The following is a 22,225-nucleotide window of genomic DNA, read 5'->3' on the forward strand; positions in this document are numbered from 1 at the left end:
CTTACATGTAGTTGAACGAAGATCATGCTGAAATAGATCACTTTTGATCTATAATGAAGAAATGCTTACTGCGGAGTACGATAGTTATTTAATATTTGCTGGATAGGTGTATGTGGCCCCCATTCCTTTTGCCACTGGGCTAACATAATTTTGATCTGCCAAGCTTGTCCTACCATATGAAACGAGTTTGAGTTTCGATAGCTCTTCATTCTTTATCCTTCTTTCCTCTATGTGAAGTTTGTTATAATTACACCATATGTGTCAGCTTGTACAATCATGCGTACTTTTAAATAAGAGGAGGATATACAGTGGGAAATAATTCAAAACTAAATGAAGTTACACTTTCGACGGAGTCTATTTTTAAAGGGAGAGTTATCTCGCTACAAATTGATACGGTTCAACTTCCTGATGGAAATCAAGCAACTCGAGAGATCATTAGGCATCCAGGGGCAGTAGCTGTTTTGGCTATACATGGTGATAAGATGCTGGTAGTGGATCAGTATCGTCAGGCCATGGGCCGTTGTGAACTGGAAATTCCGGCAGGAAAGCTGGAATCAGGTGAGGATCCTTTGGAAGCTGCGAAGCGTGAATTAAAAGAAGAGACTGGCTATAGCTGCAATAATATTAAGCTTCTACATTCGTTCTATACATCGCCTGGATTTGCAGATGAATTCATACATTTGTACTTCACAGATGATCTAGAGAGCGGCGAAATGGCGTTAGATGAAGATGAATTTTTGGAAATGTCTGAAATTACTCTGGAAGAAGCTCAGGGCTATATACAGGAAGGTCGTATCTGTGATGCCAAAACAGTGATGGCTGTCTATGCTTGGCAGCTGTATTCACTTACAGGTAAGTTAGGACAATGACGCATCTGTTAAATGATTATTATGCAGATCTTCATATTCATATTGGGCGGACAAATGATGGGCATGCAGTGAAAATTAGTGGAAGTAAAAATTTAACCTTCGCAAATATTGCTAAAGAAGCAGCACTGCGCAAAGGTATTGGACTAATAGGTATTATTGATTGTCATTCCCCAGTCGTGCAGAAGGATATTGAAGAGTGCCTACAATCAGGTGAAATGTATGAAGTGGAAGGTGGGGGGATTGCGTATCTCGATACAACCATTCTGCTAGGAAGTGAAATTGAAATTTATGAGCAAGGAAAAGGAGCAGCCCATGTCCTAGCATTCTTTCCAAATCTTACGATCATACGTGGATTTACAGAATGGATGAGTCGGCATATGAAAAATGTCAATCTTAGTTCGCAGCGTATTTATGTGAGTGCACGTATTTTACAGGAGGAAGTGTATAGCCGGGGTGGAATCATCATTCCTGCACACGTATTTACACCTCACAAAGGTATTTACGGTAATGTAACGCCTTGTATGGCTGATGTGTTCGATCTTAATCTAATTAGTGGGATAGAACTTGGGCTGAGTGCAGATTCTGAAATGGCCGGTTTAATCTCAGAGCTTGATTCATATACATTTCTCACGAATTCCGATGCCCATTCTCTTGGTAAAATCGGTCGAGAGTATAATCTATTGAGGCTTGCTTCTCCTTCATTTGAAGAATTGAAGCTTGCATTGTCTAGAACAGATGGACGGGGTGTTATTGCTAACTTCGGATTAAATCCAAGACTAGGTAAATATCACCGTACCTATTGTGTAAGTTGTAAGCAAATCATTCATGTTGATGCGCACAGTGCAGATGTATGTCCATTTTGCGGGAGTACGAAGCGGGTACAAGGAGTGTGGGATCGTATTCTTCAAATTGCAGACCGTGATCTGTCCGTAATGCCAGAATATCGGCCACCCTATAACTACCAAATACCTTTAGAGTTTATTCCTGGACTCGGAAAGGTGAAGATGCAATCGCTTTTAGACCATTTCGGAACCGAAATGTCAATTCTTCATCGCGTATGTGAAGAGGATTTAGCCAAGGTCGTAGGGCTAGAACTGGCACAGCACATTGTAGAGGCTCGCCAAGGAACTCTCCATCTTACTTCTGGCGGTGGGGGGACTTATGGCAAAGTTACAGCTTTAGCCAAGCTGGACAAGTCATAGTTTACAGCTCGTCTTCATAAAGTAGAGGTATGTGACAGAAAAGGAGAATCTATTCATGAAATCCTTCCGCCATACCTTGAAAGAACAGACGATTCTTTATATTTTTGTAGCAGTACTATTTTTGGTTGGTGTCATATTCGGTGCATTAATGGTGAATGCATTATCTTTAGAGCAGCAGCAGGATCTGGAGAGTTATTTGGGTAATTTTTTCACAACGGTGAACCAGAATCAGCTTGGCGGTGAAATGCCAGCAGCTGTTTCGTATTGGAGCATCGCAGGGCTACATCTGAAATGGGTGGGTCTCATCTGGATTTTGGGACTGTCGATTATTGGCCTTCCAGGTATTCTTGTACTCGATTTTCTAAAAGGTGTTCTTATCGGATTTACCGTGGGCTATCTGGTCGGACAGTTTTCTTGGAAAGGTCTCTTGTTTGCTTTGGTAACGGTAGCGCCTCCTAATTTGCTTATCATTCCAGTACTGATGGTTAGCAGTGTGGCCGCTATTGCCTTCTCACTTCATTTCATTAAAAATAGAGTTACGATGCAACGTCATGTCCCTTTTATGCGTCCATTCGCATCGTATGTCGGCTTGAGTCTATTGATGGCTGTGCTTATGTTAGGCATTTCTTCCTTCGAAACTTGGGTCACACCTGCCATGATGCGATGGGTTACACCAATGCTTCTTAACACTTCTGCGCTCTCTGGTCTATAGCAAATTCGTTTGACTTTGCTGACGTAATCCCCCTATAATGAGAGAAGTGATTACACTCGATGCAGTAATTTTTCCTATGGGGAGGGAGAAAATGGAAGCGCGGATCGATAAAATCAAACATCAATTGCAATCCCAGGGCTATAAGCTGACACCCCAGCGGGAAGCTACCCTCAGAGTGTTACTTGAGAATGAAGAAGATCATCTGAGTGCGGAAGATGTGTTTATGCTCGTAAAAGAGAAGGCTCCAGAAATCGGTCTGGCTACCGTATACCGTACCCTGGAGTTGCTGAGTGAGCTGCATGTCGTAGAAAAGATTAATTTCGGCGATGGTGTTGCCCGTTATGATTTACGGACAGATACAGCTAAGCATCATCATCATCATTTAATATGTGTGAGATGCGGGAGTATGGACGAAATCCGTGAGGATTGGCTGGGGCCGCTTGAGGAACGTCTGGAGCGCGAATTTAATTTTACGGTATCAGATCACCGTTTGGACTTTCACGGGATATGTTATCGTTGTAAGGCCAAGGAAGAAGAGAACAACAAAGCTAGCAATGATAATGATAAGTAAAACGATATGACTCATTATGATTGTTAATGATAGGTCTGGGAAGATCAAGCTCTCACCGGCAGTAGTATAGCTGGTGAGAGCTTTTTTGCCATTCAGCTTGGTTTTATGTGAACATATCTTTGGACAAACGTTCATAAACTAGGGATAGAGATCATAAGGGGGGAGGAGCAGCGGTGATTATATCCTTACGAAGATGGGTGTCGTTTGTGAGATTTATGATTATTTTCGCAGCATTGACCTATATGTTCTATCATGTTTTTGATTTGTTTGGTGAGTGGGTTACTCCTGTTGACCATTACCGGATTCCAGAAGGACATGCGGTGAAAGTATTTCAAGCGGGAGATGGTATAAAAAGTGGAGAAATGCTCGGAGACCGACTTCGGTTTTATTTTTGGTATGGAGAATAAAGTCGAAGGCAGGAAGGAAATTGCTGATTGTTGTCGAATAATATATTAGAACTAACGTTCCGTATCACAAAAGTTTCTTCTACCTGAAAGCGTGACGACAGTTCTAATTTATCTCAAAGGAGCATTTTTACCCATGATGCAGCATGTACAGCCTTTCATCCGCTACATGGGTGAAGAAAAAGGCCTAACTCCCAACACCCTGGAATCCTACGAACGAGATATCATCCAATTTATGGAGTATTGCGCACAGCGAGGTATTCATAAGGTAGATCAAATAAAACGGATACACATATCAACTTATATGGGACATCTGAAACAAAATCACTTTGCGGCTTCGACCATCACTAGAAAGATGGTATCGCTTCGTTCCTTTTTTCATTATTTGATGAAAGAATCCCATATCCAGCAGGATCCTACCATGAATCTAGAAACCCCTAAGGTTGAGAAGAAAATACCTAAAGTGTTGACAGTTGAGGAAGTAGAACGATTGCTAGAATCACCGGATTCCAGTTCTCCACAAGGAATGCGTGATAAGGCCATGCTTGAATTACTTTATGCAACTGGCATGAAGGTATCCGAGCTTATGTCTTTGAATGTTGGGGATGTCCATACGGATCTTAGGTTCTTGCGGTGTACAAGCAGTTCCGGCAAGGAACGGATTTTGCCGATCAGTCATGTTTCCGCTGATTATATGGGACAATATTTAAGCGAGATGCGTGGGAAGCTAAGTAAAGATGCTACGGAACAAGGAATGTTTCTCAATACGCATGGAACTCGTTTAACTCGGCAGGGTTTTTGGAAAATCATAAAGAAATATGCGAAGGAATCAGGCATCGAAGGTGACATTACTCCGCATACATTACGTCATTCTTTTGCAACCCATTTGCTAGATAATGGGGCTGATTTAAGATCTGTCCAAGAAATGCTGGGACATGCAGATATTGCAACGACTCAAATGTACAGTTCGATAGCCAAAAAAACGATGAAAGATGTGTACGAGAATCATCACCCCCGTGCAGGGAAGTCATCTGTTCATTCCACACCTAAATAAATCATGTCATACGCTAAGCTGCTCTTTCAGGTCAGAAATGATCTGTAGTGCGGCTTTTTTGTTTATTTTCAGCAAAATAATTAAGTTTTCTCTCGTGCAAAAAAATGGAATATTTTTCTGCGTTCCTGACGACAATGGATGAAAGTAACCATTTTAAACATGACCATAGGTCAGGAGGGGACTTATTTTGAAAAAAAAACTATTGGCAACTTGGGTTGCCGTATGTATCTTTGCTTCTATTATGCCCACAACGGGATACGCTGAAGAGAAGCAGAAGGCTGTACAACCAGCCGCGGTGGGCCTTGCTACAAATGCTCGATCTGCTATTTTAATGGATGCGGATACGGGCACCGTCATTTTTGAGAAGAACAGTCATGACCAACTGCCGCCAGCGAGCATAACGAAAGTTATGACGATGCTGCTCACGATGGAAGCACTAGATACGGGCAAGCTAAAGCTTACCGATCTTGTAAGGACGAGTGAATATGCAGCCTCTATGGGCGGATCGCAAATTTTTCTTGAGCCTGGCGAAGAGATGCCTGTGGATGAAATGCTGAAGGGTATTGCCATGGCTTCAGGTAATGACGCTTCGGTTGCTATGGCAGAGAAAATTGCTGGTTCAGAAGAAGCCTTCGTACAAATGATGAATGATAGAGCGAAGGAATTAGGTCTCAAAGACACTCATTTTTCAAACTGTAATGGACTGCCAACCACAAATCATTATTCTTCTGCACATGATATTGCTGTTATTAGCCGGGAATTGTTGAAGCATAATGAAATTACCAAGTATACCGGTTCCTATCAAGATTATTTACGAAAAGATTCAAAGAAGCCATTTTGGCTGGTTAACACGAATAAGCTTGTTCGTTTCTATACTGGAGCGGATGGACTGAAAACAGGTTACACTTCGGAAGCAAAATTCTGCTTGACTGCTACAGCTAAAAAAGACGGTCTACGTGCAATTGCAGTTGTTATGGGTGAGCCGAATACGAAGACAAGGAACGAGGAAGTTTCCAAGATGTTCGATTATTTATTCTCTCAATTCTCGTTACATACCATTTTTAAATCGGGTGATGTGATGGGTACTGTGGACGTGAATAAAGGAAAAATGAAGAAACTAACACTTACCGCAGGACAGACTTACAGTATTTTAACAAAGAAAAATACGAAAAATCAGGACATTCGTCATGAACTCCAAATTCCGAAAGAAATTAAGGCTCCCATCGAGTCAGGGCAATATGTTGGTAAGCTAGTTGTCTATCAGGGAGATCAGAAGCTCAAGGAATTTGAACTGAAATCACCTGAGCAGGTGGGTAAAGCCGGATGGTGGATGTTGTTTAAACGGACGATGTCTAAATTATTTCTTGTAGATTGATAGCAGTTTTCTTCTAGTTTTGTCGTGATGCAGGATTCTTCTTTCAGTATGTAGAAATCCAAGTTCATGACAGGGAGGAGAGTGAGCAAACGTGAATCTGCAGGTCGAAATGGAACAGCACCGCAAAACACTGATTATTCGTCTGAGTGGAGAACTCGATCATCATACTGCTGATATGGTTCGTATGAGACTGGATGAAGCGATTCAGCGTGGTCAGGTGGAACATCTGATTCTGAGTCTGAAAGGTTTGCAGTTTATGGACAGTTCTGGCCTTGGAGTCATCCTAGGAAGATACAAGCTGATTAAGAGCAAGGGCGGCAAAATGGTAGTGTGTGAGGTTAATCCTACAGTATACCGTCTACTCGATATGTCAGGCTTGTTTAAAATTATGCAGATATACGATAACGAGGGTCACGCACTCTCGGGGCTGGAGGTTGTGTCATGAGTGGAGATAAGGGCAATGACCGTAATTTCATGACGCTGCAGTTCGCCGCTAAATCCGAGAATGAATCGTTCGCCCGGGTGACGGTCGCTGCATTCATATCACAGCTTGATCCGACTATGGATGAACTTAGCGACCTGAAGACGGTCATTTCGGAAGCAGTCACGAACAGTGTTATTCATGGCTATGATTGTAATTCGGAAGGAATCGTAACGATCACGGCTGAGATTATTGGTGATACCGTTACGTTGACTGTGGAGGATCGTGGCCATGGTATCGAAGACTTGGAGCTAGCTAAGCAACCTCTGTATACCTCCAAACCGGAGCTTGAACGTTCAGGAATGGGATTTACGATTATGGAAAATTTCATGGATGAATTCGAAGTTTCCAGTGAGCAGGGATCAGGCACATCAATCAGGATGAAGAAGAGGATTGAATCTAAGAAAGCTTTATATAATTAGGGGTTGGGCCTATGGATGCCGATGTGAAAAAAGCTTCGCAGACTTATTTGGATGATGCTGAAGTCAAACGTCTCATCGCACTCAGCCAGAGCGGGGATATGCAGTCACGAGACCGACTCGTGAACTCAAACATCCGTCTCGTCTGGTCGGTGGTACAGCGCTTTATGAATCGCGGATACGAGCCGGAGGATTTATTCCAGATCGGATGTATCGGACTGCTTAAATCCGTCGACAAATTCGATCTGAGCTACGACGTTAAATTTTCTACGTATGCCGTCCCTATGATTATCGGGGAAATTCAGCGTTTTTTACGAGATGACGGTACGCTGAAGGTTAGCCGCTCCTTAAAAGAAATGGCTAACAAAGTTCGAAAGAAGAAGGACGAGCTATCGAAACATCTGGACCGCCTCCCGACGATCAAAGAAGTGGCGGAAGGGCTTGGTGTAACGCCGGAGGAAGTGGTGTTTGCTCAAGAGGCGAATAAGCCGCCAACCTCTATTCATGAGACGGTTTTTGAGAATGATGGCGATCCAATCACATTGATGGATCAGATTGCAGATGAATCTCAGGATCGTTGGTTTGACAAACTCGCATTAAATGAGGCTATTGATGGCTTATCAGAGCGGGAGAAACTGATTGTTTATCTGAGATATTATCGTGATCAGACACAGTCAGAAGTCGCCGGCAGACTTGGTATTTCTCAAGTGCAAGTGTCACGACTGGAGAAGAAAATATTACAGCTAATCCGTGATCAGATTGCCCAATAAAAAGGAACCATTCTTCTTAAAGAAGAATGGTTCCTTTTTTTGGAGTAATTGCTTATGGGTTCTTTTCAGACTAAAATCCGCCTTTTGTAGTGATACTATCATTATCTAAATTGCGAGAGGAGTGATCCGGATGTCTCAACCTGCTCCGACAGTATATTTGCAGCTCCGGAGCCGAGTCCCGATTACGCAGGGGAGGGTCGTTACGTTAGGCCATGTCGCCCGCATCATAAGTGAACCGGAGTGGGAAGTGGCGCTTCGTAATCTGGAGCTTGTTCACCCACATAAATGGGACGGAAACCTGTTGCTAATTGATATGATGCAAATCATTCCGAAGATTCACACTCTTATTCCCGATGCCCATATTCAACCTCTTGGACAGCAGCATGTGTTAGTCGAGGTCATTAAAAAACAGAAAAAGCCTTCTATGCTGTTATTTATTCTGGTATGGCTTCTCCTTTTTTTCGGTTCTGCACTAACGATTATGAATTTCCATGCGGATGTAAATATGCAGGAGGTACAAATTCGCACCGTGGAAATGATTACAGGACAAAGGGATGAACATCCGTATTTATTTCAGACTGCATATTCGTTTGGAATCGGGTTTGGGATGGTTATTTTCTTTAACCATTTGTTCAAGAAAAAATGGAATGAAGAGCCCACTCCGCTTGAAGTGGAAATGTATCTGTATCAAGAAAATATCGACCAGTATGTGGTGGCAGAAGAATATAAGCGGATGAAGATGAACCATCGTCCGGGAGATGATGACTGATGATCGTAATCGGATGGTCAGTACAAATACTACTTGGTATCGCTGGCGGTATTGCAGTTGGTGGTGGTGTGATTGCTCTGTTCATCGTGCTGGATTTGGTGCCAAGATTGGCACAACTTACGCATTCCTATGACAAGGTTCACTGGTATGAAGGAGCTATGATTACAGGATCACTGTTAGGTACCGTATTTGATTTTTGGAATTGGAAAATGTCTTTGGGAACCCTCACAAGTGGAATGATCGGAATGTTTAACGGTATTTTCGTCGGTTTGCTTGCGGCTGCTTTAACAGAGGTGCTCAATGTTCTTCCTATTTTGGCTAAAAGACTACGAATGACCCATTTATTATTAGGTCTTCTCATGGCGATGGTTACTGGCAAAGTGGCGGGTTCCCTCTACGACTGGTTTGTATATCGGAAATGAGATTTGAAGTGAACATGCGGAGGTGTTACATCAATGAAGGAAGACAATAATCAGATCGACAACGTAGAGGATACATCCGAGCTCGCGATGATGATGCAGTATGAGAATAAGGAACAGGATTCGCAGAATGATCAAGAAGGGGAGGACCGAGTACAGAAAAGTCAGAGTGAGAATGAGAGTCAAGGTGAGAATAGAGAGCAGAATCAAACTCACAATCAAAGTTCTGAACAGAATGCACAGAGCCCTGAGGAGAAGCAAAAAGAGCAGGAGTTACAAAAAAAACGTGAGCAGGAAAAGTCGGATACCGTTGAGGAGTCCGTAATCTATTGGCAGAAAAGCGATGATGTATCGGATAGTCTGGAGCAGACAAAGGCCACACTCAGGGAAGTCATGGGACTGGATTCTTCATTTGATATTGTGTTTCGGGAAATGACTCTTGCGAGCCAAGACACCGGTCTGCTCTTCATCAATGGTTTCGCCAAAGATAATATTATGATCGAAATTCTGAAGCGTCTTACGTATTTGCAAGCTGATCAACTGTCTTCAGATGCGGTAAAATCTTTTTTCGAATGCTATATCCCGCATATTCAAGTTGAAACGACAAGCAAGCTTAGTGTTGTCGTAAACAAAGTATTAATGGGTATGAGTGCATTGTTTATTGAAGGTGAGCACACCGTTATTGTAATGGATACACGTACGTTTCCAGTACGTAGTCCAGAAGAACCGAGTATTGAAAGGGTCGTACGTGGTGCGAGAGATGGATTTACGGAGACGCTACTTTCAAACGTTACACTTGTCCGCAGACGCTTACGTGATCCAGGTCTGAAGACAGAGATGATACAAGTTGGCCGCCGGACACGTACGGATGTCTGTATTGCTTATATTGATGATATCATTGATAAGGTTCAAGTGGACTCGATTCGAGAGAAAATCAAAGAACTGGATATTGAGGGACTGCCGCTTGCTGACAAACAACTAGAGGAAGCCATTATCAATAAGGGGTGGCATCCCTATCCGCTTGTAAGGTATTCTGAACGTCCTGATGTGGTTTCTTCCCATATTCTCGAAGGACGAGTGGTCGTGTTTGTTGATACTTCACCAAGCGTAATGATTATGCCGACTACCTTCTTTGATTTATGTCAGCATGCGGAAGAAAATCGGCAAACGCCTTTTATGGGAACCTATTTGCGATGGGTACGATTTCTAGGTATTTTCGCTTCCATGTTTCTATTGCCGCTCTGGATGCTGATGGTTATTCATCCTGAGCTGAAACCGGCATTTCTGGATTTTATAGGTCCTCAAGATAATGGCAAGCTACCCTTCATCGTGCAGTTTATGTTGGTGGAGATCGGTGTGGATTTACTACGCTTAGCTGCCGTTCACACGCCTACACCACTCGCATCCGCCATGGGGCTAATTGCTGCTGTATTGGTCGGCGATATTGCCGTCAAATCAGGGTTATTTGTCAACGAGGTTGTTCTATATATGGCAGTTGCTGCGATTGGCATGTTTGCTACGCCAAGTTATGAACTGGGACTTGCAAATCGAATTGTACGAATATTTCTATTAATTGCGGTTGCCGCATTCCAGGTCAAGGGGTTTGTCATTGGTACGACATTTCTCATTCTGTTGTTGACTCTTCACCGCTCGTATAATTCTTCATATTTATGGCCTTTTATACCGTTTAATGCAAAGGCACTTGCGGAAGTTGTTTTTCGATTTCCTCTTCTGGAATCGCCAAAACGCCCATCTTTTAATAAAACAAGAGATAATACACGTATGCGACCTAAGCAGGATGATCCGCAGCAATCGTAGAAAAATACAAATGTTCTGCAAAAAAATCCATTCTAACTCTTCCGTTGTCTGATATACTGATGTAAAAGTTGGTTAGGTATATTTACACTTTCTACGGAAAATGAAGGGATGCTGAATATGTTTCTACATGGTACCAGTCAAATTAATGCAAGCGGACATCTAGAAATTGGTGGATGTGATGTAACGGATCTAAAAGCGAAGTTCGGAACTCCGCTTTATATCGTTGATGAGGAATTAGTTCGTAAACGCTGTCGTCAGTATGTCGAAGCCTTTAAGGCATCGGGACTTCGCTTTCAAGTGGCCTATGCAAGTAAAGCCTTTTGCGTTATGGCGATGTGCCGGATTGCAGAAGAAGAGGATATGTCTCTTGATGTCGTATCGGACGGAGAGCTTTACACAGCTCTGCAAGCAGGATTTCCAGTTAAACGGATTCACTTTCACGGAAACAATAAGACGATCGAAGAGATGGAAATGGCGATTGACGCCGGTATTGGCTGTTTTGTTGTAGACAACTTGGTCGAGCTTCACGTTCTTGATGGTGTAGCTGCAAGTAAAAATGCGACAGTTAATATCTTGCTTCGCGTGACTCCAGGTGTTGAAGCTCATACACATGAATATATCTCGACGGGTCAGACCGATTCTAAATTCGGTTTTGATATCGGCAATGGATCTGCATTTGAAGCAGTGAAGCTGGCTATTAGTTTGAGTAATCTGAATGTGCTTGGTTTACATTCCCATATTGGTTCGCAAATTTTTGAAGTGAATGGTTTTGAAATGGCCGTTCAGCGGGTAGCAGAGTTTGCGATACGCGTCAAAGAAGAGTTGAACTATAGATTCCAAGTCGTGAATCTAGGTGGCGGCTTTGGTATTCGTTACGTGGATGGGGATACTCCATTAGAGGTCTCCCATTACGTTAAAGCGATTACTGATGCAGTTAAGACTCATTTTGCAGCATGGGGTGAAGAATTACCTGAAATTTGGGTCGAGCCGGGACGTAGCATCGTAGGTGATGCGGGAACGACACTGTACACAGTTGGTACAAGCAAAGATATTCCTGGTGTGCGTAAATACGTAGCAGTTGATGGTGGAATGACAGACAACCCACGTCCTGCGCTTTATGAATCGAAGTATGAAGCTGTACTTGCTAATCGTGCGAAAGATGCAATTGAAGAGACAGTATCCATTGCTGGTAAGTGCTGTGAAAGCGGAGATATGCTTATTTGGGATCTGGAGCTTCCTAAAGTACAGAATGGTGATTTATTGGCGGTTTCCTGCACTGGAGCGTACAATTACTCCATGGCAAGTAACTATAATCGTATTCGCCGTCCGGCGGTCGTCTTCGTTCAACAAGGCGAGAGCGATTTAGTCGTACGTAGAGAAAGTTTACAGAACATTGTGGGCAATGATCTGGTACCAGAGCGGATCAGCAAGCAAACTATATTGAAGTAAACCGTGGGGCAGTAAGTGTGAATTGGTAAGCTTTAAAAGCAGAAGGGTCCATTCTGTGTTGGGGAATGCGGAATGGGCTCTTTTTGCTGTGAGCTAAAATTGAACGAACAATTGCAAAAGAGATACTAAATAAGATACAATCGGGAAGCGACGATAATTTCTGGACAGGACATGTTAGAGTGCTGTCTCAAGTTGACAAAATATCAAATAGGAAGTGAAACGATATGAAAAAAGGTACAATTGAACTTGAAAATGGTGGCGTGGTTGAAATTGAATTTCTTCCAGAAGAAGCACCTAACACAGTAGCTAACTTTGAAAAATTAGCAAATAGTGGTTTTTACAATGGTCTTTCATTTCACCGTGTAATACCGGGATTCGTAGCTCAGGGTGGTTGTCCGACAGGAACAGGTACTGGTGGACCTGGTTACCAGATCGATTGTGAAACATCTACAAATACGACTAAACATGCTAAAGGCGTTCTGTCTATGGCACATGCTGGACGGAATACTGGAGGAAGTCAATTCTTTATCGTTTATGCTCCACAACCTCACTTGGATGGAGTTCATACTGTTTTCGGTAAAGTGACCAAAGGAATGGAATTAATTGATGCTGTAAAACAAGGGGACCGAATGAAAGAAGTCAAAGTTTGGGACGCTGAATAATATTTGAATTGAAGCCCTTAAGGATATTTCCTTAAGGGCTTCTTATTTTTTGAAAAGTTAACTGTAGCCAAGAACAAGAAGGCTTGTTCACAAACATTAGATCATGGTTGTTTGCCTCTGAACTATTGCTTATTGAAGACGTCTTTCGATTTCCTCAGCAATTTTCATTCCATGAAATCGCCCATCTTCTATATAAACACGGTTAGTAGTGCCTCCAGTTACAACACCTGCAAGAAAGACGTTCTCAATGTTTGTTTCATACGTTTCTGGATTAAAGGTAGGTACTAGAGTAGAGGAGTCAATTTCAATCCCAATGCTTTGAAGCATGGTTGTATCGGGTTGATAACCAATTAGTGAAAATACATAGTCATTTGGAATTGTGACTAACCCTTCCGATGTATGAACAGAAACGGTCGTATTCGTTATCGCCTCAACACTGGAACTCGGATAAAACTTAATCTTTTCCTTTTCGATGAAATTTCGTATATCTAAAAGTAAAGAGGGTTTAATGCCCTTGTAAACCGTGTCTCCACGATGGACAAGGGTTACGCGTGCTCCGTTGCGATAAAGGTCAATCGCTGCTTCGACAGCAGAGTTTTTGCCTCCTACGACGGTTACATCTTGTCCATGAAAGGAATGGCCCTCTTTGTAATAATGCATGACCTTGGACATGTTTTCTCCATCAACACCGATTCTTTTCGGGTGATCGAAGATTCCTGTAGCAATAACAATCATACGTGCTTGATAGGGGATTGTTGTTCCTGTGCGATCTACGGCGTGCACCGTAATGGAATCTGTATCTTTTGAGATACGATTAACCTGTTGAAAGCATTTAATGTTTATTGCTTGTCGTTCAGTAACAAGACGATAGTATTTTAATAGCTCCGTTCTTGTAGGCCTTACCTCTTGCGATAGGAAGGGGATATTACCAATTTCTAAACGATCTGAAGTGCTATAAAAGCGCATATCTAATGGACAATTTACAATTGAATTCACAATCGCTTCTTTCTCAATAATGACATAACTCATCCCTTTTTCTTGAAGGGCAAGGCCGGTGGCTAAACCGCAAGGTCCTCCACCTATAATGACAACATCATACATATGAATTTAATCTCCTTCATCTAGGTTGTTATTTAACTAGCTGCTGATTGTTACCACAAAATACTATTAATTGTACAATAATTTCTCTCATATATAAAATGAATTATTAAAATAAAGTTTCATTATAATCAAAATTTTGAAAATAAACTAAATATAGTAGGAAATAGATTAGGGGATTACTATGTAAGATACATAAAAAAACGTATCGTTCAATTGAACGATACGTTGGGGGGTTTTAATATTCTTGTCCATGATTAAGCGGCGTAATACCTGGATTAACTCCTGCATGGCCTGGTAAGGATATATTACTGAAAATAATAATTCCTAAAACGACTACTAATGCCAGCGCTTTCTTCATTCATAATCACTCCTTTACATATTCTTTTAAGAACAAGTGAATACTCTTCCAACTGTGAGTCTGATGCGTATTCTTTGAGGACTTCAAACAAAGAAACTGACTTTTTGAAATAATTGTCATTATTTAGCATATCAGAATCCACCAAATTTTGTAAAGCATTATCTATGGCTTCTATATAATTTTCATTTAAATAATGATATAAAGCTAAGCTAAACCTGAAAGACAGGTATTTTGACGCAACGACTTGCTCACGATAATAAATACTGTCATGTATGTAATGAATCAGCATGTCTATCTCTTGATCTATGTTATATGAATGCATAATGGCAGATTCAATTAGTGTGATAAGCCTGATAATACTTGATCGGGATTCTCCTTAATGAATTCAACATATTCTAATGTTTTTTCCCTATTCCCCATTAAAATTTCAATGGTTAGAGAATTTGCTTTAGAAAATAACTTGAAGTCAGCGATAATCGTAGCCGATTCCTCTGTTGAATCATAAAGCCAACTAAGGTCCGAATAATAGGATATACATTCTTTCGCTTCTAGGTATTGACTCAACTTCTGAAATGCGATTCCCTTCATGAGATAACTGTATCCGAAATAATATGATATATGTCTTTTCTTTTTTGTCTGTATCGTATTTTTATCTGTATGAATGATTTCTGTAGCGGAATCCAAAAGGGAGGTTGAAAGTGAGATTACCTTATCCCAATTTTCAAAAGTACTTGCCATTTTAATGAAATTAACTATAGTATCGATCTCTACTACTTCTGATGTATTGTCATTAATAACCAAAGGTAAAACCTCCTTTATATAACAATAATTTACAAATATTATTATATAGATAAAATTTACATACGGTCAATAAAAACTTTTATCAAGATTGATATATCGCTGGAATGCCAATGAAGAAGTAATAGTTTGATGCATTATGAATGCAATATCACACTATATTCAGCGAATAATCGCGAAGAATGGGAGCTTTTTTTGCCTCCATTTATCACAATTTGTAACAATACAACTACCTTTGACGCCCTAAAGGAACTTAGTTCTTAGCTGGGGAATAGTTCTCTAAATCAAGCTCATTAAAGCTGTTGAAGAGATGGGGGAACGTATGAGAAAAAAATGGCGAATGTCTACTATTTTAAGACTTTTTTTCATCTTAATTGTCATTATTCCGATGCTCTTAATCTGTTCTATCATTCTAAACATTTATAAGAACGATATTCTTCAGCAAAATACGAAGCGCTCCTTGCAAACAGTGCAAGCGCTTTCTTATTCCGTGAGTCAGGAAATTGGACGATTATCAGGTTTATTCGCATCAATAGGGCTGGATGAGGATGTGAGAAATACGGTCTATGACATTTATAAATTGAATGGGTTTGAGAGGCAAATGGCTACCTATAAGCTGAAAGTATTAATCGAGAAATATACGGCTTCTGTATCGGGGCGTGTGCTGTCTGTTAATTTCTACTTTGAGAACGGCTCTTCTTACTCTTATATGAAAAATCTAATGCATAAAGGAACGGATATTCAAAATGAAGATTGGTATCAAGCGGCTCTGAAAAAGCCAAACTTTATACATTTTATTGGCATGAAGCCCAATTCACTTTATGGGAATTACAATCCCTATATGATGGTCGCGGCTCTAGCGCCTGACTACTCCAGTCCTTCCTCTCAGCTTGAAATGATACTATTTACGTTTGAAAGCAGTGCATTCGATCATATTTTGCAGTCACGGGATAACACGGAATCTACCATTTACATCGCCGATGATGGAGGAGAAATTATTTCGTCGAATACGATTTTGAAAAGAGGCAGTAAGCTAAACTTGTCGCATCTGGCTGATGTATTTACACATGATCAGGGTTCTTATGTAGACGATACGGACGGCAATAAAACGCTGATATCGTATGCCAAAGTAGACGTAGCAAATCCCAACTGGATTGTGATGCTGAAGATTCCTTATACCAATTTAATGGCTAACTATATGAACGTCAATTCCTTTGTATGGGTTCTTGCTATTCTAATTATTTTAGCTTTTATTCTGATTTCCTTCTACTTCGTGTCTAATATGACTAAGCCGATCCTTGAGCTTCTCCGGCAGATGGTTCGGGTCACGCACGGTGATTTGAATGCTAAAATCAATGTTTCCGGCAGTCTTGAAATGGCAAGTCTCGGCCACTCATTTAACCAAATGACAGAAAGGATCAGGGAACTGATCGATCAACATGAACAACAAGAGTTGAAGAAGCGAAAGGCAGAATTCGCCGCGTTGCAATCGCAAATTAATCCCCATTTTCTCATTAATACACTGAATTCTATTAAATTTATGGCTCTGATCAGCAAAGCGGACAATATTCGCAATATGACGCACGCACTGACGAAGCTGATCTCTTCTTCATTTAACCGCGGAGGGTTGGTTACGACGATTTCTGAAGAGGTTGATCACTTGAAGCATTATTTGTACATCATGGAGATCCGTTATGGGAAGTCAGTCACTACGCAGTGGGATATCGCTCCAGAGACAGAAGGATTGTATTTACTGAAGCTGCTACTTCAGCCGATTTTGGAGAATAGCTTTATTCATGGTCTGAAGGATATCAATTATCAAGGCTTCATCCAAATTTCTATTGTACTCGATGAGGAGGATTTACTCATTACGATCGCTGATAATGGCGTGGGCATGCAGCAGGAGGACCAAACTCATTGGGATGAGGATACACAAAGACATATGTTTAGTGGGATGGGAAATATGAATGTTCATGAACGGATACAGTTGTACTACGGTACTAATTATGGAATTTATTATAAAACCAACATATTTCGTGGGACGACTGCACTTATCCGGCTACCACAAATCCGAGTGGTTGACGAGAAGCTATCTTGAGTGTATTAGGAAGTGTTATGGATCATTACCATTGATATGGGGGCGTAGCTATGAAACAGAAAAAATGGTTGAACTTACTGTTTGCAGCTTGCTTACTTGCATCTATTTGTATTGGCATCAGTGGATTGCTGAGCCATATGGCATTGAAAACAAGAGTGGCTCTTCAGCCTGACGATAAATTAGCCAAGCAACAGCAGCCTATCAAAATCAAATTTGGCATGTGGGAAACCAAAATGGACATTTTGTTCTGGACCAGCAAAGTAAAGGAATATTCAAAAATCAGACCCAATGTAACGATAGAAGTGGAGACAATTCCAGATAACAGTGGTCAGTATCTGAAAGTGCGACTTGCAGCTAATGATCTACCAGATGTATTTTATCTAAAGCCTTCTCATTTATCTTCTTATCAGGATGCACTACTGCCTCTCAATAAACTGGAAGCTTCTAAAACGAATCGCTTTCCGGCTGTAATCAAGGGGAATATTTATGGACTACCGCTGGTATCCTTCTCAGAGTATGTATTTTACCATCCAAGCATCTTTCATGAACTGAACCTTCAAATTCCTCAAACCCTCGATGAATTCGTGGATGTTCTAGAGAAAATAAAGGACAACGATAAGTACATTCCAATCGCCATTGGTGCGAAAGAGGACTGGACCTTTTATCCATTTATTGAGTTTGGTCCGCCTATTATCTCGCATGATCCAAATTATCTTACGAGTTTATCCTATATCCCGCAGCCGTTTGGTAAGGACACATCCTTCGAAACAGCCGCAAAGCTTCTGAAAAGGATTTCTGAGCATAGATTAGCAGGCTTTGACGCTTTGAGTATTGGGGCTGATGAAGCCAAACAGCTATTTCAATCCAATAAAGCCGCCATGATTGCTCTAGGGCAATGGTATTATCAGGATTATATTTCAAATGTCAAAAATGATGATGATCTGGATGCGTTCCCATTGCCCTGGAGATCGGATATAAGGCAGCCTCTGGAGGCTCTAACGATGCCTGACCAGTTCATGGCTCTTAACAAGAATTCTAAGCATGTAGACGAAGCAAAGGCTTTTCTGGAATGGATATTCAGTCCGAAAATTTATCAAGAATATATCAATTATTCGGGAAATTCCTCGACCATGGTAAACATACCGTCTGATCAGCCTTTTTTTAACCGAGTTAAAAGTAAGCATCCTTTTAATCCTTTTCTGTACTTTGGTATAAACGAACGATTCGAAATGGTGAAGAATAATTCGCTGTTTAACGAGAAAAAAGCTGCACAGGATATTTTTGCAGGAGCTTCCGTGGAGGATATTCAAAGAATGCTAAATTACAATTGGAGCGAGGCTATTCGAATGATGCAAAAATAACGAAGCAGGGGGAGTAAATTTGAGCAAATACAAAGCGTTTATTGTTGATGATGAACCGCTGGCACGAATGGCTCTGCGCGAGTATATATCTCTGACCTCAAGCGAAATCGAAATTATTGGAGAGGCAGGAGATGGGGAGGAGGCTTTAAAGCTGCTGAAAGAACGGCAGGATGTGGATATTGTATTGGCTGATATCCAGATGCCACGCATGAATGGTGTGCAATTGCTCCATGCCATAGGGGGGGCGACATGGTCCAAACAGCCTTTGACCATTATGTTAAGTGCCTACGGAGACTATGAATATGTAAGGGAATCCTTTGTACTTGGTGCCTTTGATTACATGTTGAAGGCAAATCTAGATGAATCGTATATCGCTCCTGTTCTGCAAAAAACGATGGATGAGTTAGACAAACGCCAGAGTGATTCCTCCTCATCACAAGATGCTGATGAAGATGCGGATATTTGCTCTTTATTGCATCGTTTGTCTACCGAAGATTCAACAGTGCTTCTACATGGTGGAGATGAGAGCATAGAGCAGGACTTGGTTCGTCTGCGGAAACGAATGGGGGAGAAGAATCAGGTGGCGGCTGTGATCCGGCTGTCAGATGCCGTTCAATTTGACCATATTCACCGTATGATCATTCAAACGGTTCAGTCGGTAGCAAACAAGGATAACCCAGAGGCGATATGTTATGTATCGCGCTCAGATGAGCGCCAGTATAATGTATTCTTCACTTTTCCAGGACAGAGGAGCAGTCTGGTAGTAAGAAGACTGAATCACAGCATGCTGACAGATATCAAAATCAGACTAAAACAGTTTCTTAATCTCAATTTATCTATCGGGATTAGCGATACAGCAGACGGATTGCAGGAATGGAATCGTTTGTTTAAACAGGCGGAGCGATTGTCCGTGCTCAGCTTTTATCAAGGATATGATCGGCTGTTTTATCCAGAATCCGAGACCAAGCCTAGCATTACCGAAGAAAGTTGGAAGGGATACTGGCTTCCTGTGAAAACAGAGCTTCTTCAATCCCTGAAAGATGCAGATGCTTTGTTATGGAAACAGCTCTACCAGCGCTGCTGCGAATTGCTATCGAAGAGGTTCCCTTCTGTGCCTAGACATATAGGATCAGAGCTCAGTGATTTAATCTGGACTGCAAGCTCATTCGTTTACCAGAAGGGAATATCGATGGAGGAGATTAACGACTCCTTTCCACATCCTATGGAACAGGTCCGAAAGCTCGATACTTGGGAAGACACAGTGAAGTGGTGCGAAAAGTATTTGGAATTCCTACATGAAAAGCTACACCCGAAGACAGAACATGTTGGGAGTTGGCTCAGTCCGATTGTGGTCAAAGCAAAGTCGATACTGGATAAGCATTACTGCGAGGACATCCACTTGTCTGTCATCAGCCAGAGTGTTGGTGTTAGCGAAAGTTATTTAAGCAAGCAATTTTCCAAGGAGGTCGGAATTAATTTTATCCAGTACTTAACCAACCTTCGGATTGAAAAGGCCAAGAGGGCTCTAGAGAACGGGAAGAAAATATACGAGGTCTCTGAAATGGTCGGGTATGTGAATCCAGAGCATTTCAGCAGAATTTTTAAAAAAATAACGGGTGTTAGCCCAAATGTATATCGTAGGGACAGTGAATAATTTAATTCAAAAATGATCATCTTCACTTCAAAATAGATCATGGTTCCGGCCTTAAGAATTTATATGATAGGAGGTACAGACATACATGTTGCCACGACGGATTGTGATACTAAAGGAGGGATAAATAACGGGATAGTTAATCGGCATTCTGACCATGAAATGATCCACAGAAGGACAACACTATGAAAAAGAGGGGAATGGTTCCTAAATGCTGCGTAAATCGTTGATCATAGCACTATTCTGCACACTTTGTTCTTCTACTTGGCTCGCTTCAGCACATGCAGAGACTGCTTCAGATTTTAAAATGAAAGCGTCTTCAGAGGAGTCGTCCGACTCTACATTCACGATTACACTCAAAGGCAGCGGTATTAAAGACCTTTATGCATACGAATTAAAATTCAAGCTAGACCCGAGTGAGCTAGAGGTGGTCAAGGCAGAAACGAAGATCAAGGGGTACTCAGTTTCACCTATCTCAAAAAACGGCGAAATAACGATCGCTCATACCAAAATAGGTAATGTGGACGGGGAGAAGGGTGATCTAGATATCGCTACCATAACCTTCAAGGCTAAAAAAGCAGGCTCTTCCAAAATCGAATGGACGTCGATGAAGATGCTAGACAAGAACCTGAAGGATCAGGTGATCACGCCTGGCCAAACGACATCGTTCATGAAAATATTCAAGGATATCGCAGGACACTGGGCCAAGGATGACATCATGCAGATGGTTGATAAGAAGATCGTAGAGGGATTAGACAGTGACCGATTCTCACCAAATAGCAATGTTACCCGGGCTCAGTTCGCGGCATTGATTACAAGAGCGCTTGATCTAAAAGAGGGAAATGGTAAGAATCCCTTCGCAGATGTGAAGTCCGGTGCTTGGTATGAGGATACTGTAAAGAGAGCTTACTCAGCCGGAATTATTAGTGGTATTAACAGTAATAAGTTTGCACCAGACCAAAGCATTACACGTGAAGAAATGACCACCATGCTTATGCGCGCGAAAGCCACCGCTCAAGGCGTCAAGGCCGATGATCTTCAGGGAGGCTCTTCTATAACTTTTAAGGATTCCAGCAAAATCAGCACATGGGCACAAAAATCAGTGGGCTTTGCCATTTCTAGCGGGTTGATGAAAGGCAGAACGGCAACGACGTTTGCTCCTAAAGAGCATGCCACAAGAGCGGAATCGGCGGTTGTGGTTAAACGGCTGCTGTCGGCAGGGAAGTAGCAACCAAAAGGGATATCCCGAACAATAGGACATGATTCGTTAGCCGAGGGGATGATGTACGTGAGGAAAAAACGATTATCGCTGGTTATAATTCTAGCAGCGCTCATTAGTTTGCAACTTTGTTTGTCTGCAGGCAATACATTTGCGGCAGGGGACAGCGATATTTATTTTAAGGATTACAATGACGGGAACGTCAGTGGATGGACGGCCGCGAAGGGTACGACCGCCTTTACAGCTGACAGCGGTGCTGTAAAAGCAGTAACCCAAGGGGCGGTTATTCTGGCAGATATGGAATCACCTCAGGTTGCAAATGGGGATTATGAGGTGAAGCTAAAGTTTAATCAGGTTCCGACGCGATTTGGGCTTGTCTTCCGGTATATCGATAAGGATAATTACAACGTCATTCAATTCGACACAAATAGCTGGGGATGGGATGCCCTGAAGAATGGGGTGGAGACCTACGGCAATATCCAGTCGACCCCGCCTACACTGGTCGCTGGGAAACAGTATGCGTTTAAGCTGCATTATGAAAAAGATAGTGTTCAGCTTTTAATTGATAACACGAGCGTATTTACGACTAGCTTACCCGGGATATCGACGAGTGCTGGCCGATCGGGCTGCGCAGCTGGTATGACAACAAGACCATAGCCATTGAT

At 41.8% G+C, this 22,225-nt stretch carries 24 protein-coding genes; 20 read left to right on the forward strand and 4 right to left on the reverse strand.

Annotated features, from left to right (window positions below; all coding sequences use genetic code 11):
• Window positions 1-65: 65 nt before the first annotated feature.
• Entirely contained in the window at window positions 66-209 is a 144-nt protein-coding gene (gene mciZ / locus JCM16418_RS24320) for a Z-ring formation inhibitor MciZ (RefSeq protein WP_081765443.1), read from the reverse strand.
• Between the two features lie 99 nt (window positions 210-308).
• Here mciZ and JCM16418_RS13835 point away from each other — a divergent pair, with 99 nt between their 5' ends.
• The 15 genes from JCM16418_RS13835 (at window position 309) to JCM16418_RS13905 (ending at window position 12,974) form a co-directional block, all read left to right on the forward strand.
• On the forward strand, window positions 309-869 hold the full coding sequence (locus JCM16418_RS13835) for an NUDIX hydrolase (RefSeq protein ID WP_036649927.1): 561 nt from the start codon (window positions 309-311) through the stop codon (window positions 867-869).
• A complete protein-coding gene (locus JCM16418_RS13840) occupies window positions 866-2,071 on the forward strand; it encodes an endonuclease Q family protein (RefSeq protein WP_036649929.1) in 1,206 nt (401 codons plus the stop codon). Before JCM16418_RS13835 ends, JCM16418_RS13840 begins: the two co-directional genes overlap by 4 nt.
• 55 nt (window positions 2,072-2,126) lie before the next feature.
• A complete protein-coding gene (gene spoIIM / locus JCM16418_RS13845; RefSeq protein WP_036649931.1) occupies window positions 2,127-2,783 on the forward strand; it encodes a stage II sporulation protein M in 657 nt (218 codons plus the stop codon).
• A 91-nt stretch (window positions 2,784-2,874) separates the two neighbouring features.
• Window positions 2,875-3,354, forward strand: a complete 480-nt coding sequence (fur, locus tag JCM16418_RS13850) for a ferric iron uptake transcriptional regulator (RefSeq protein WP_036649933.1) — start codon at window positions 2,875-2,877, stop codon at window positions 3,352-3,354.
• Window positions 3,355-3,527: 173 nt separating this feature from the next.
• Complete coding sequence (locus JCM16418_RS13855) at window positions 3,528-3,761, forward strand: DUF4227 family protein (protein WP_036649936.1); 234 nt, start codon at window positions 3,528-3,530, stop codon at window positions 3,759-3,761.
• 133 nt (window positions 3,762-3,894) lie between these two features.
• Window positions 3,895-4,812 carry a site-specific tyrosine recombinase XerD gene (gene xerD, locus JCM16418_RS13860; protein ID WP_036649940.1) on the forward strand — a complete coding sequence of 306 codons (918 nt, stop codon included), beginning with the start codon at window positions 3,895-3,897 and terminating at the stop codon, window positions 4,810-4,812.
• Between the two features lie 187 nt (window positions 4,813-4,999).
• Window positions 5,000-6,187: a D-alanyl-D-alanine carboxypeptidase family protein gene (locus JCM16418_RS13865; protein WP_036649943.1), complete on the forward strand. Its 1,188-nt coding sequence runs from the start codon at window positions 5,000-5,002 to the stop codon at window positions 6,185-6,187.
• A 91-nt stretch (window positions 6,188-6,278) separates the two neighbouring features.
• Window positions 6,279-6,632 (forward strand): anti-sigma F factor antagonist, encoded by a 354-nt coding sequence (gene spoIIAA / locus JCM16418_RS13870; protein WP_036649945.1) that lies wholly within the window; start codon window positions 6,279-6,281, stop codon window positions 6,630-6,632.
• On the forward strand, window positions 6,629-7,090 hold the full coding sequence (spoIIAB, locus tag JCM16418_RS13875; RefSeq protein WP_036649948.1) for an anti-sigma F factor: 462 nt from the start codon (window positions 6,629-6,631) through the stop codon (window positions 7,088-7,090). The genes spoIIAA and spoIIAB overlap by 4 nt, the downstream gene beginning before the upstream one ends.
• Before the next feature lie 11 nt (window positions 7,091-7,101).
• On the forward strand, window positions 7,102-7,857 hold the full coding sequence (gene sigF / locus JCM16418_RS13880) for an RNA polymerase sporulation sigma factor SigF (RefSeq protein WP_036649951.1): 756 nt from the start codon (window positions 7,102-7,104) through the stop codon (window positions 7,855-7,857).
• A 130-nt stretch (window positions 7,858-7,987) separates the two neighbouring features.
• Window positions 7,988-8,626: a stage V sporulation protein AA gene (locus tag JCM16418_RS13885; RefSeq protein ID WP_036649954.1), complete on the forward strand. Its 639-nt coding sequence runs from the start codon at window positions 7,988-7,990 to the stop codon at window positions 8,624-8,626.
• Entirely contained in the window at window positions 8,626-9,048 is a 423-nt protein-coding gene (locus tag JCM16418_RS13890; RefSeq protein WP_036649956.1) for a stage V sporulation protein AB, read from the forward strand. Before JCM16418_RS13885 ends, JCM16418_RS13890 begins: the two co-directional genes overlap by 1 nt.
• Before the next feature lie 33 nt (window positions 9,049-9,081).
• Complete coding sequence (locus JCM16418_RS13895; RefSeq protein ID WP_242403845.1) at window positions 9,082-10,863, forward strand: spore germination protein; 1,782 nt, start codon at window positions 9,082-9,084, stop codon at window positions 10,861-10,863.
• 117 nt (window positions 10,864-10,980) lie between these two features.
• Window positions 10,981-12,312: a diaminopimelate decarboxylase gene (lysA, locus tag JCM16418_RS13900; RefSeq protein WP_036649958.1), complete on the forward strand. Its 1,332-nt coding sequence runs from the start codon at window positions 10,981-10,983 to the stop codon at window positions 12,310-12,312.
• Between the two features lie 224 nt (window positions 12,313-12,536).
• Complete coding sequence (locus JCM16418_RS13905; RefSeq protein ID WP_036649960.1) at window positions 12,537-12,974, forward strand: peptidylprolyl isomerase; 438 nt, start codon at window positions 12,537-12,539, stop codon at window positions 12,972-12,974.
• A gap of 129 nt (window positions 12,975-13,103) precedes the next feature.
• Here JCM16418_RS13905 and JCM16418_RS13910 read toward each other — a convergent pair whose 3' ends face one another.
• The 3 genes from JCM16418_RS13910 to JCM16418_RS13920 form a co-directional block, all read right to left on the reverse strand.
• Window positions 13,104-14,075, reverse strand: coding sequence for a YpdA family putative bacillithiol disulfide reductase (locus tag JCM16418_RS13910; RefSeq protein WP_036649961.1), 972 nt, complete (start codon window positions 14,073-14,075; stop codon window positions 13,104-13,106).
• A gap of 235 nt (window positions 14,076-14,310) precedes the next feature.
• Window positions 14,311-14,433 carry a hypothetical protein gene (locus tag JCM16418_RS26365; RefSeq protein ID WP_256203057.1) on the reverse strand — a complete coding sequence of 41 codons (123 nt, stop codon included), beginning with the start codon at window positions 14,431-14,433 and terminating at the stop codon, window positions 14,311-14,313.
• Between the two features lie 336 nt (window positions 14,434-14,769).
• A complete protein-coding gene (locus JCM16418_RS13920; protein WP_036649965.1) occupies window positions 14,770-15,234 on the reverse strand; it encodes a hypothetical protein in 465 nt (154 codons plus the stop codon).
• A 337-nt stretch (window positions 15,235-15,571) separates the two neighbouring features.
• Here JCM16418_RS13920 and JCM16418_RS13925 point away from each other — a divergent pair, with 337 nt between their 5' ends.
• The 5 genes from JCM16418_RS13925 (at window position 15,572) to JCM16418_RS13945 (ending at window position 22,217) form a co-directional block, all read left to right on the forward strand.
• Window positions 15,572-17,329, forward strand: coding sequence for a sensor histidine kinase (locus tag JCM16418_RS13925; protein WP_158442434.1), 1,758 nt, complete (start codon window positions 15,572-15,574; stop codon window positions 17,327-17,329).
• Between the two features lie 50 nt (window positions 17,330-17,379).
• Window positions 17,380-18,690, forward strand: a complete 1,311-nt coding sequence (locus JCM16418_RS13930) for an ABC transporter substrate-binding protein (protein WP_036649971.1) — start codon at window positions 17,380-17,382, stop codon at window positions 18,688-18,690.
• 19 nt (window positions 18,691-18,709) lie between these two features.
• Window positions 18,710-20,344 carry a response regulator transcription factor gene (locus JCM16418_RS13935; RefSeq protein WP_036649973.1) on the forward strand — a complete coding sequence of 545 codons (1,635 nt, stop codon included), beginning with the start codon at window positions 18,710-18,712 and terminating at the stop codon, window positions 20,342-20,344.
• 208 nt (window positions 20,345-20,552) lie between these two features.
• Entirely contained in the window at window positions 20,553-21,569 is a 1,017-nt protein-coding gene (locus JCM16418_RS13940) for an S-layer homology domain-containing protein (RefSeq protein ID WP_036649976.1), read from the forward strand.
• Between the two features lie 60 nt (window positions 21,570-21,629).
• Window positions 21,630-22,217 carry a hypothetical protein gene (locus JCM16418_RS13945; RefSeq protein WP_036649979.1) on the forward strand — a complete coding sequence of 196 codons (588 nt, stop codon included), beginning with the start codon at window positions 21,630-21,632 and terminating at the stop codon, window positions 22,215-22,217.
• Window positions 22,218-22,225 lie beyond the last annotated feature (8 nt).

The sequence above is a fragment of the Paenibacillus pini JCM 16418 genome, from assembly GCF_000576305.1.
GTDB lineage: Bacteria > Bacillota > Bacilli > Paenibacillales > Paenibacillaceae > Paenibacillus_AQ > Paenibacillus_AQ pini.

Excerpts from the sequence above, each read along its gene's own strand:
- JCM16418_RS26365 (WP_256203057.1), bottom strand. The coding sequence starts at position 14,433 with ATGAAGAAAGCGCTGGCATTAGTAGTCGTTTTAGGAATTATTATTTTC.
- xerD (WP_036649940.1), top strand. The coding sequence starts at position 3,895 with ATGATGCAGCATGTACAGCCTTTCATCCGCTACATGGGTGAAGAAAAA.
- mciZ (WP_081765443.1), bottom strand. The coding sequence starts at position 209 with ATGAAGAGCTATCGAAACTCAAACTCGTTTCATATGGTAGGACAAGCT.
- lysA (WP_036649958.1), top strand. The coding sequence starts at position 10,981 with ATGTTTCTACATGGTACCAGTCAAATTAATGCAAGCGGACATCTAGAA.
- spoIIAB (WP_036649948.1), top strand. The coding sequence starts at position 6,629 with ATGAGTGGAGATAAGGGCAATGACCGTAATTTCATGACGCTGCAGTTC.
- JCM16418_RS13925 (WP_158442434.1), top strand. The coding sequence starts at position 15,572 with ATGTCTACTATTTTAAGACTTTTTTTCATCTTAATTGTCATTATTCCG.
- JCM16418_RS13905 (WP_036649960.1), top strand. The coding sequence starts at position 12,537 with ATGAAAAAAGGTACAATTGAACTTGAAAATGGTGGCGTGGTTGAAATT.
- spoIIM (WP_036649931.1), top strand. The coding sequence starts at position 2,127 with ATGAAATCCTTCCGCCATACCTTGAAAGAACAGACGATTCTTTATATT.
- sigF (WP_036649951.1), top strand. The coding sequence starts at position 7,102 with ATGGATGCCGATGTGAAAAAAGCTTCGCAGACTTATTTGGATGATGCT.
- JCM16418_RS13885 (WP_036649954.1), top strand. The coding sequence starts at position 7,988 with ATGTCTCAACCTGCTCCGACAGTATATTTGCAGCTCCGGAGCCGAGTC.
- JCM16418_RS13940 (WP_036649976.1), top strand. The coding sequence starts at position 20,553 with ATGCTGCGTAAATCGTTGATCATAGCACTATTCTGCACACTTTGTTCT.
- JCM16418_RS13910 (WP_036649961.1), bottom strand. The coding sequence starts at position 14,075 with ATGTATGATGTTGTCATTATAGGTGGAGGACCTTGCGGTTTAGCCACC.
- JCM16418_RS13930 (WP_036649971.1), top strand. The coding sequence starts at position 17,380 with ATGAAACAGAAAAAATGGTTGAACTTACTGTTTGCAGCTTGCTTACTT.
- JCM16418_RS13895 (WP_242403845.1), top strand. The coding sequence starts at position 9,082 with ATGAAGGAAGACAATAATCAGATCGACAACGTAGAGGATACATCCGAG.
- JCM16418_RS13840 (WP_036649929.1), top strand. The coding sequence starts at position 866 with ATGACGCATCTGTTAAATGATTATTATGCAGATCTTCATATTCATATT.
- JCM16418_RS13890 (WP_036649956.1), top strand. The coding sequence starts at position 8,626 with ATGATCGTAATCGGATGGTCAGTACAAATACTACTTGGTATCGCTGGC.
- fur (WP_036649933.1), top strand. The coding sequence starts at position 2,875 with ATGGAAGCGCGGATCGATAAAATCAAACATCAATTGCAATCCCAGGGC.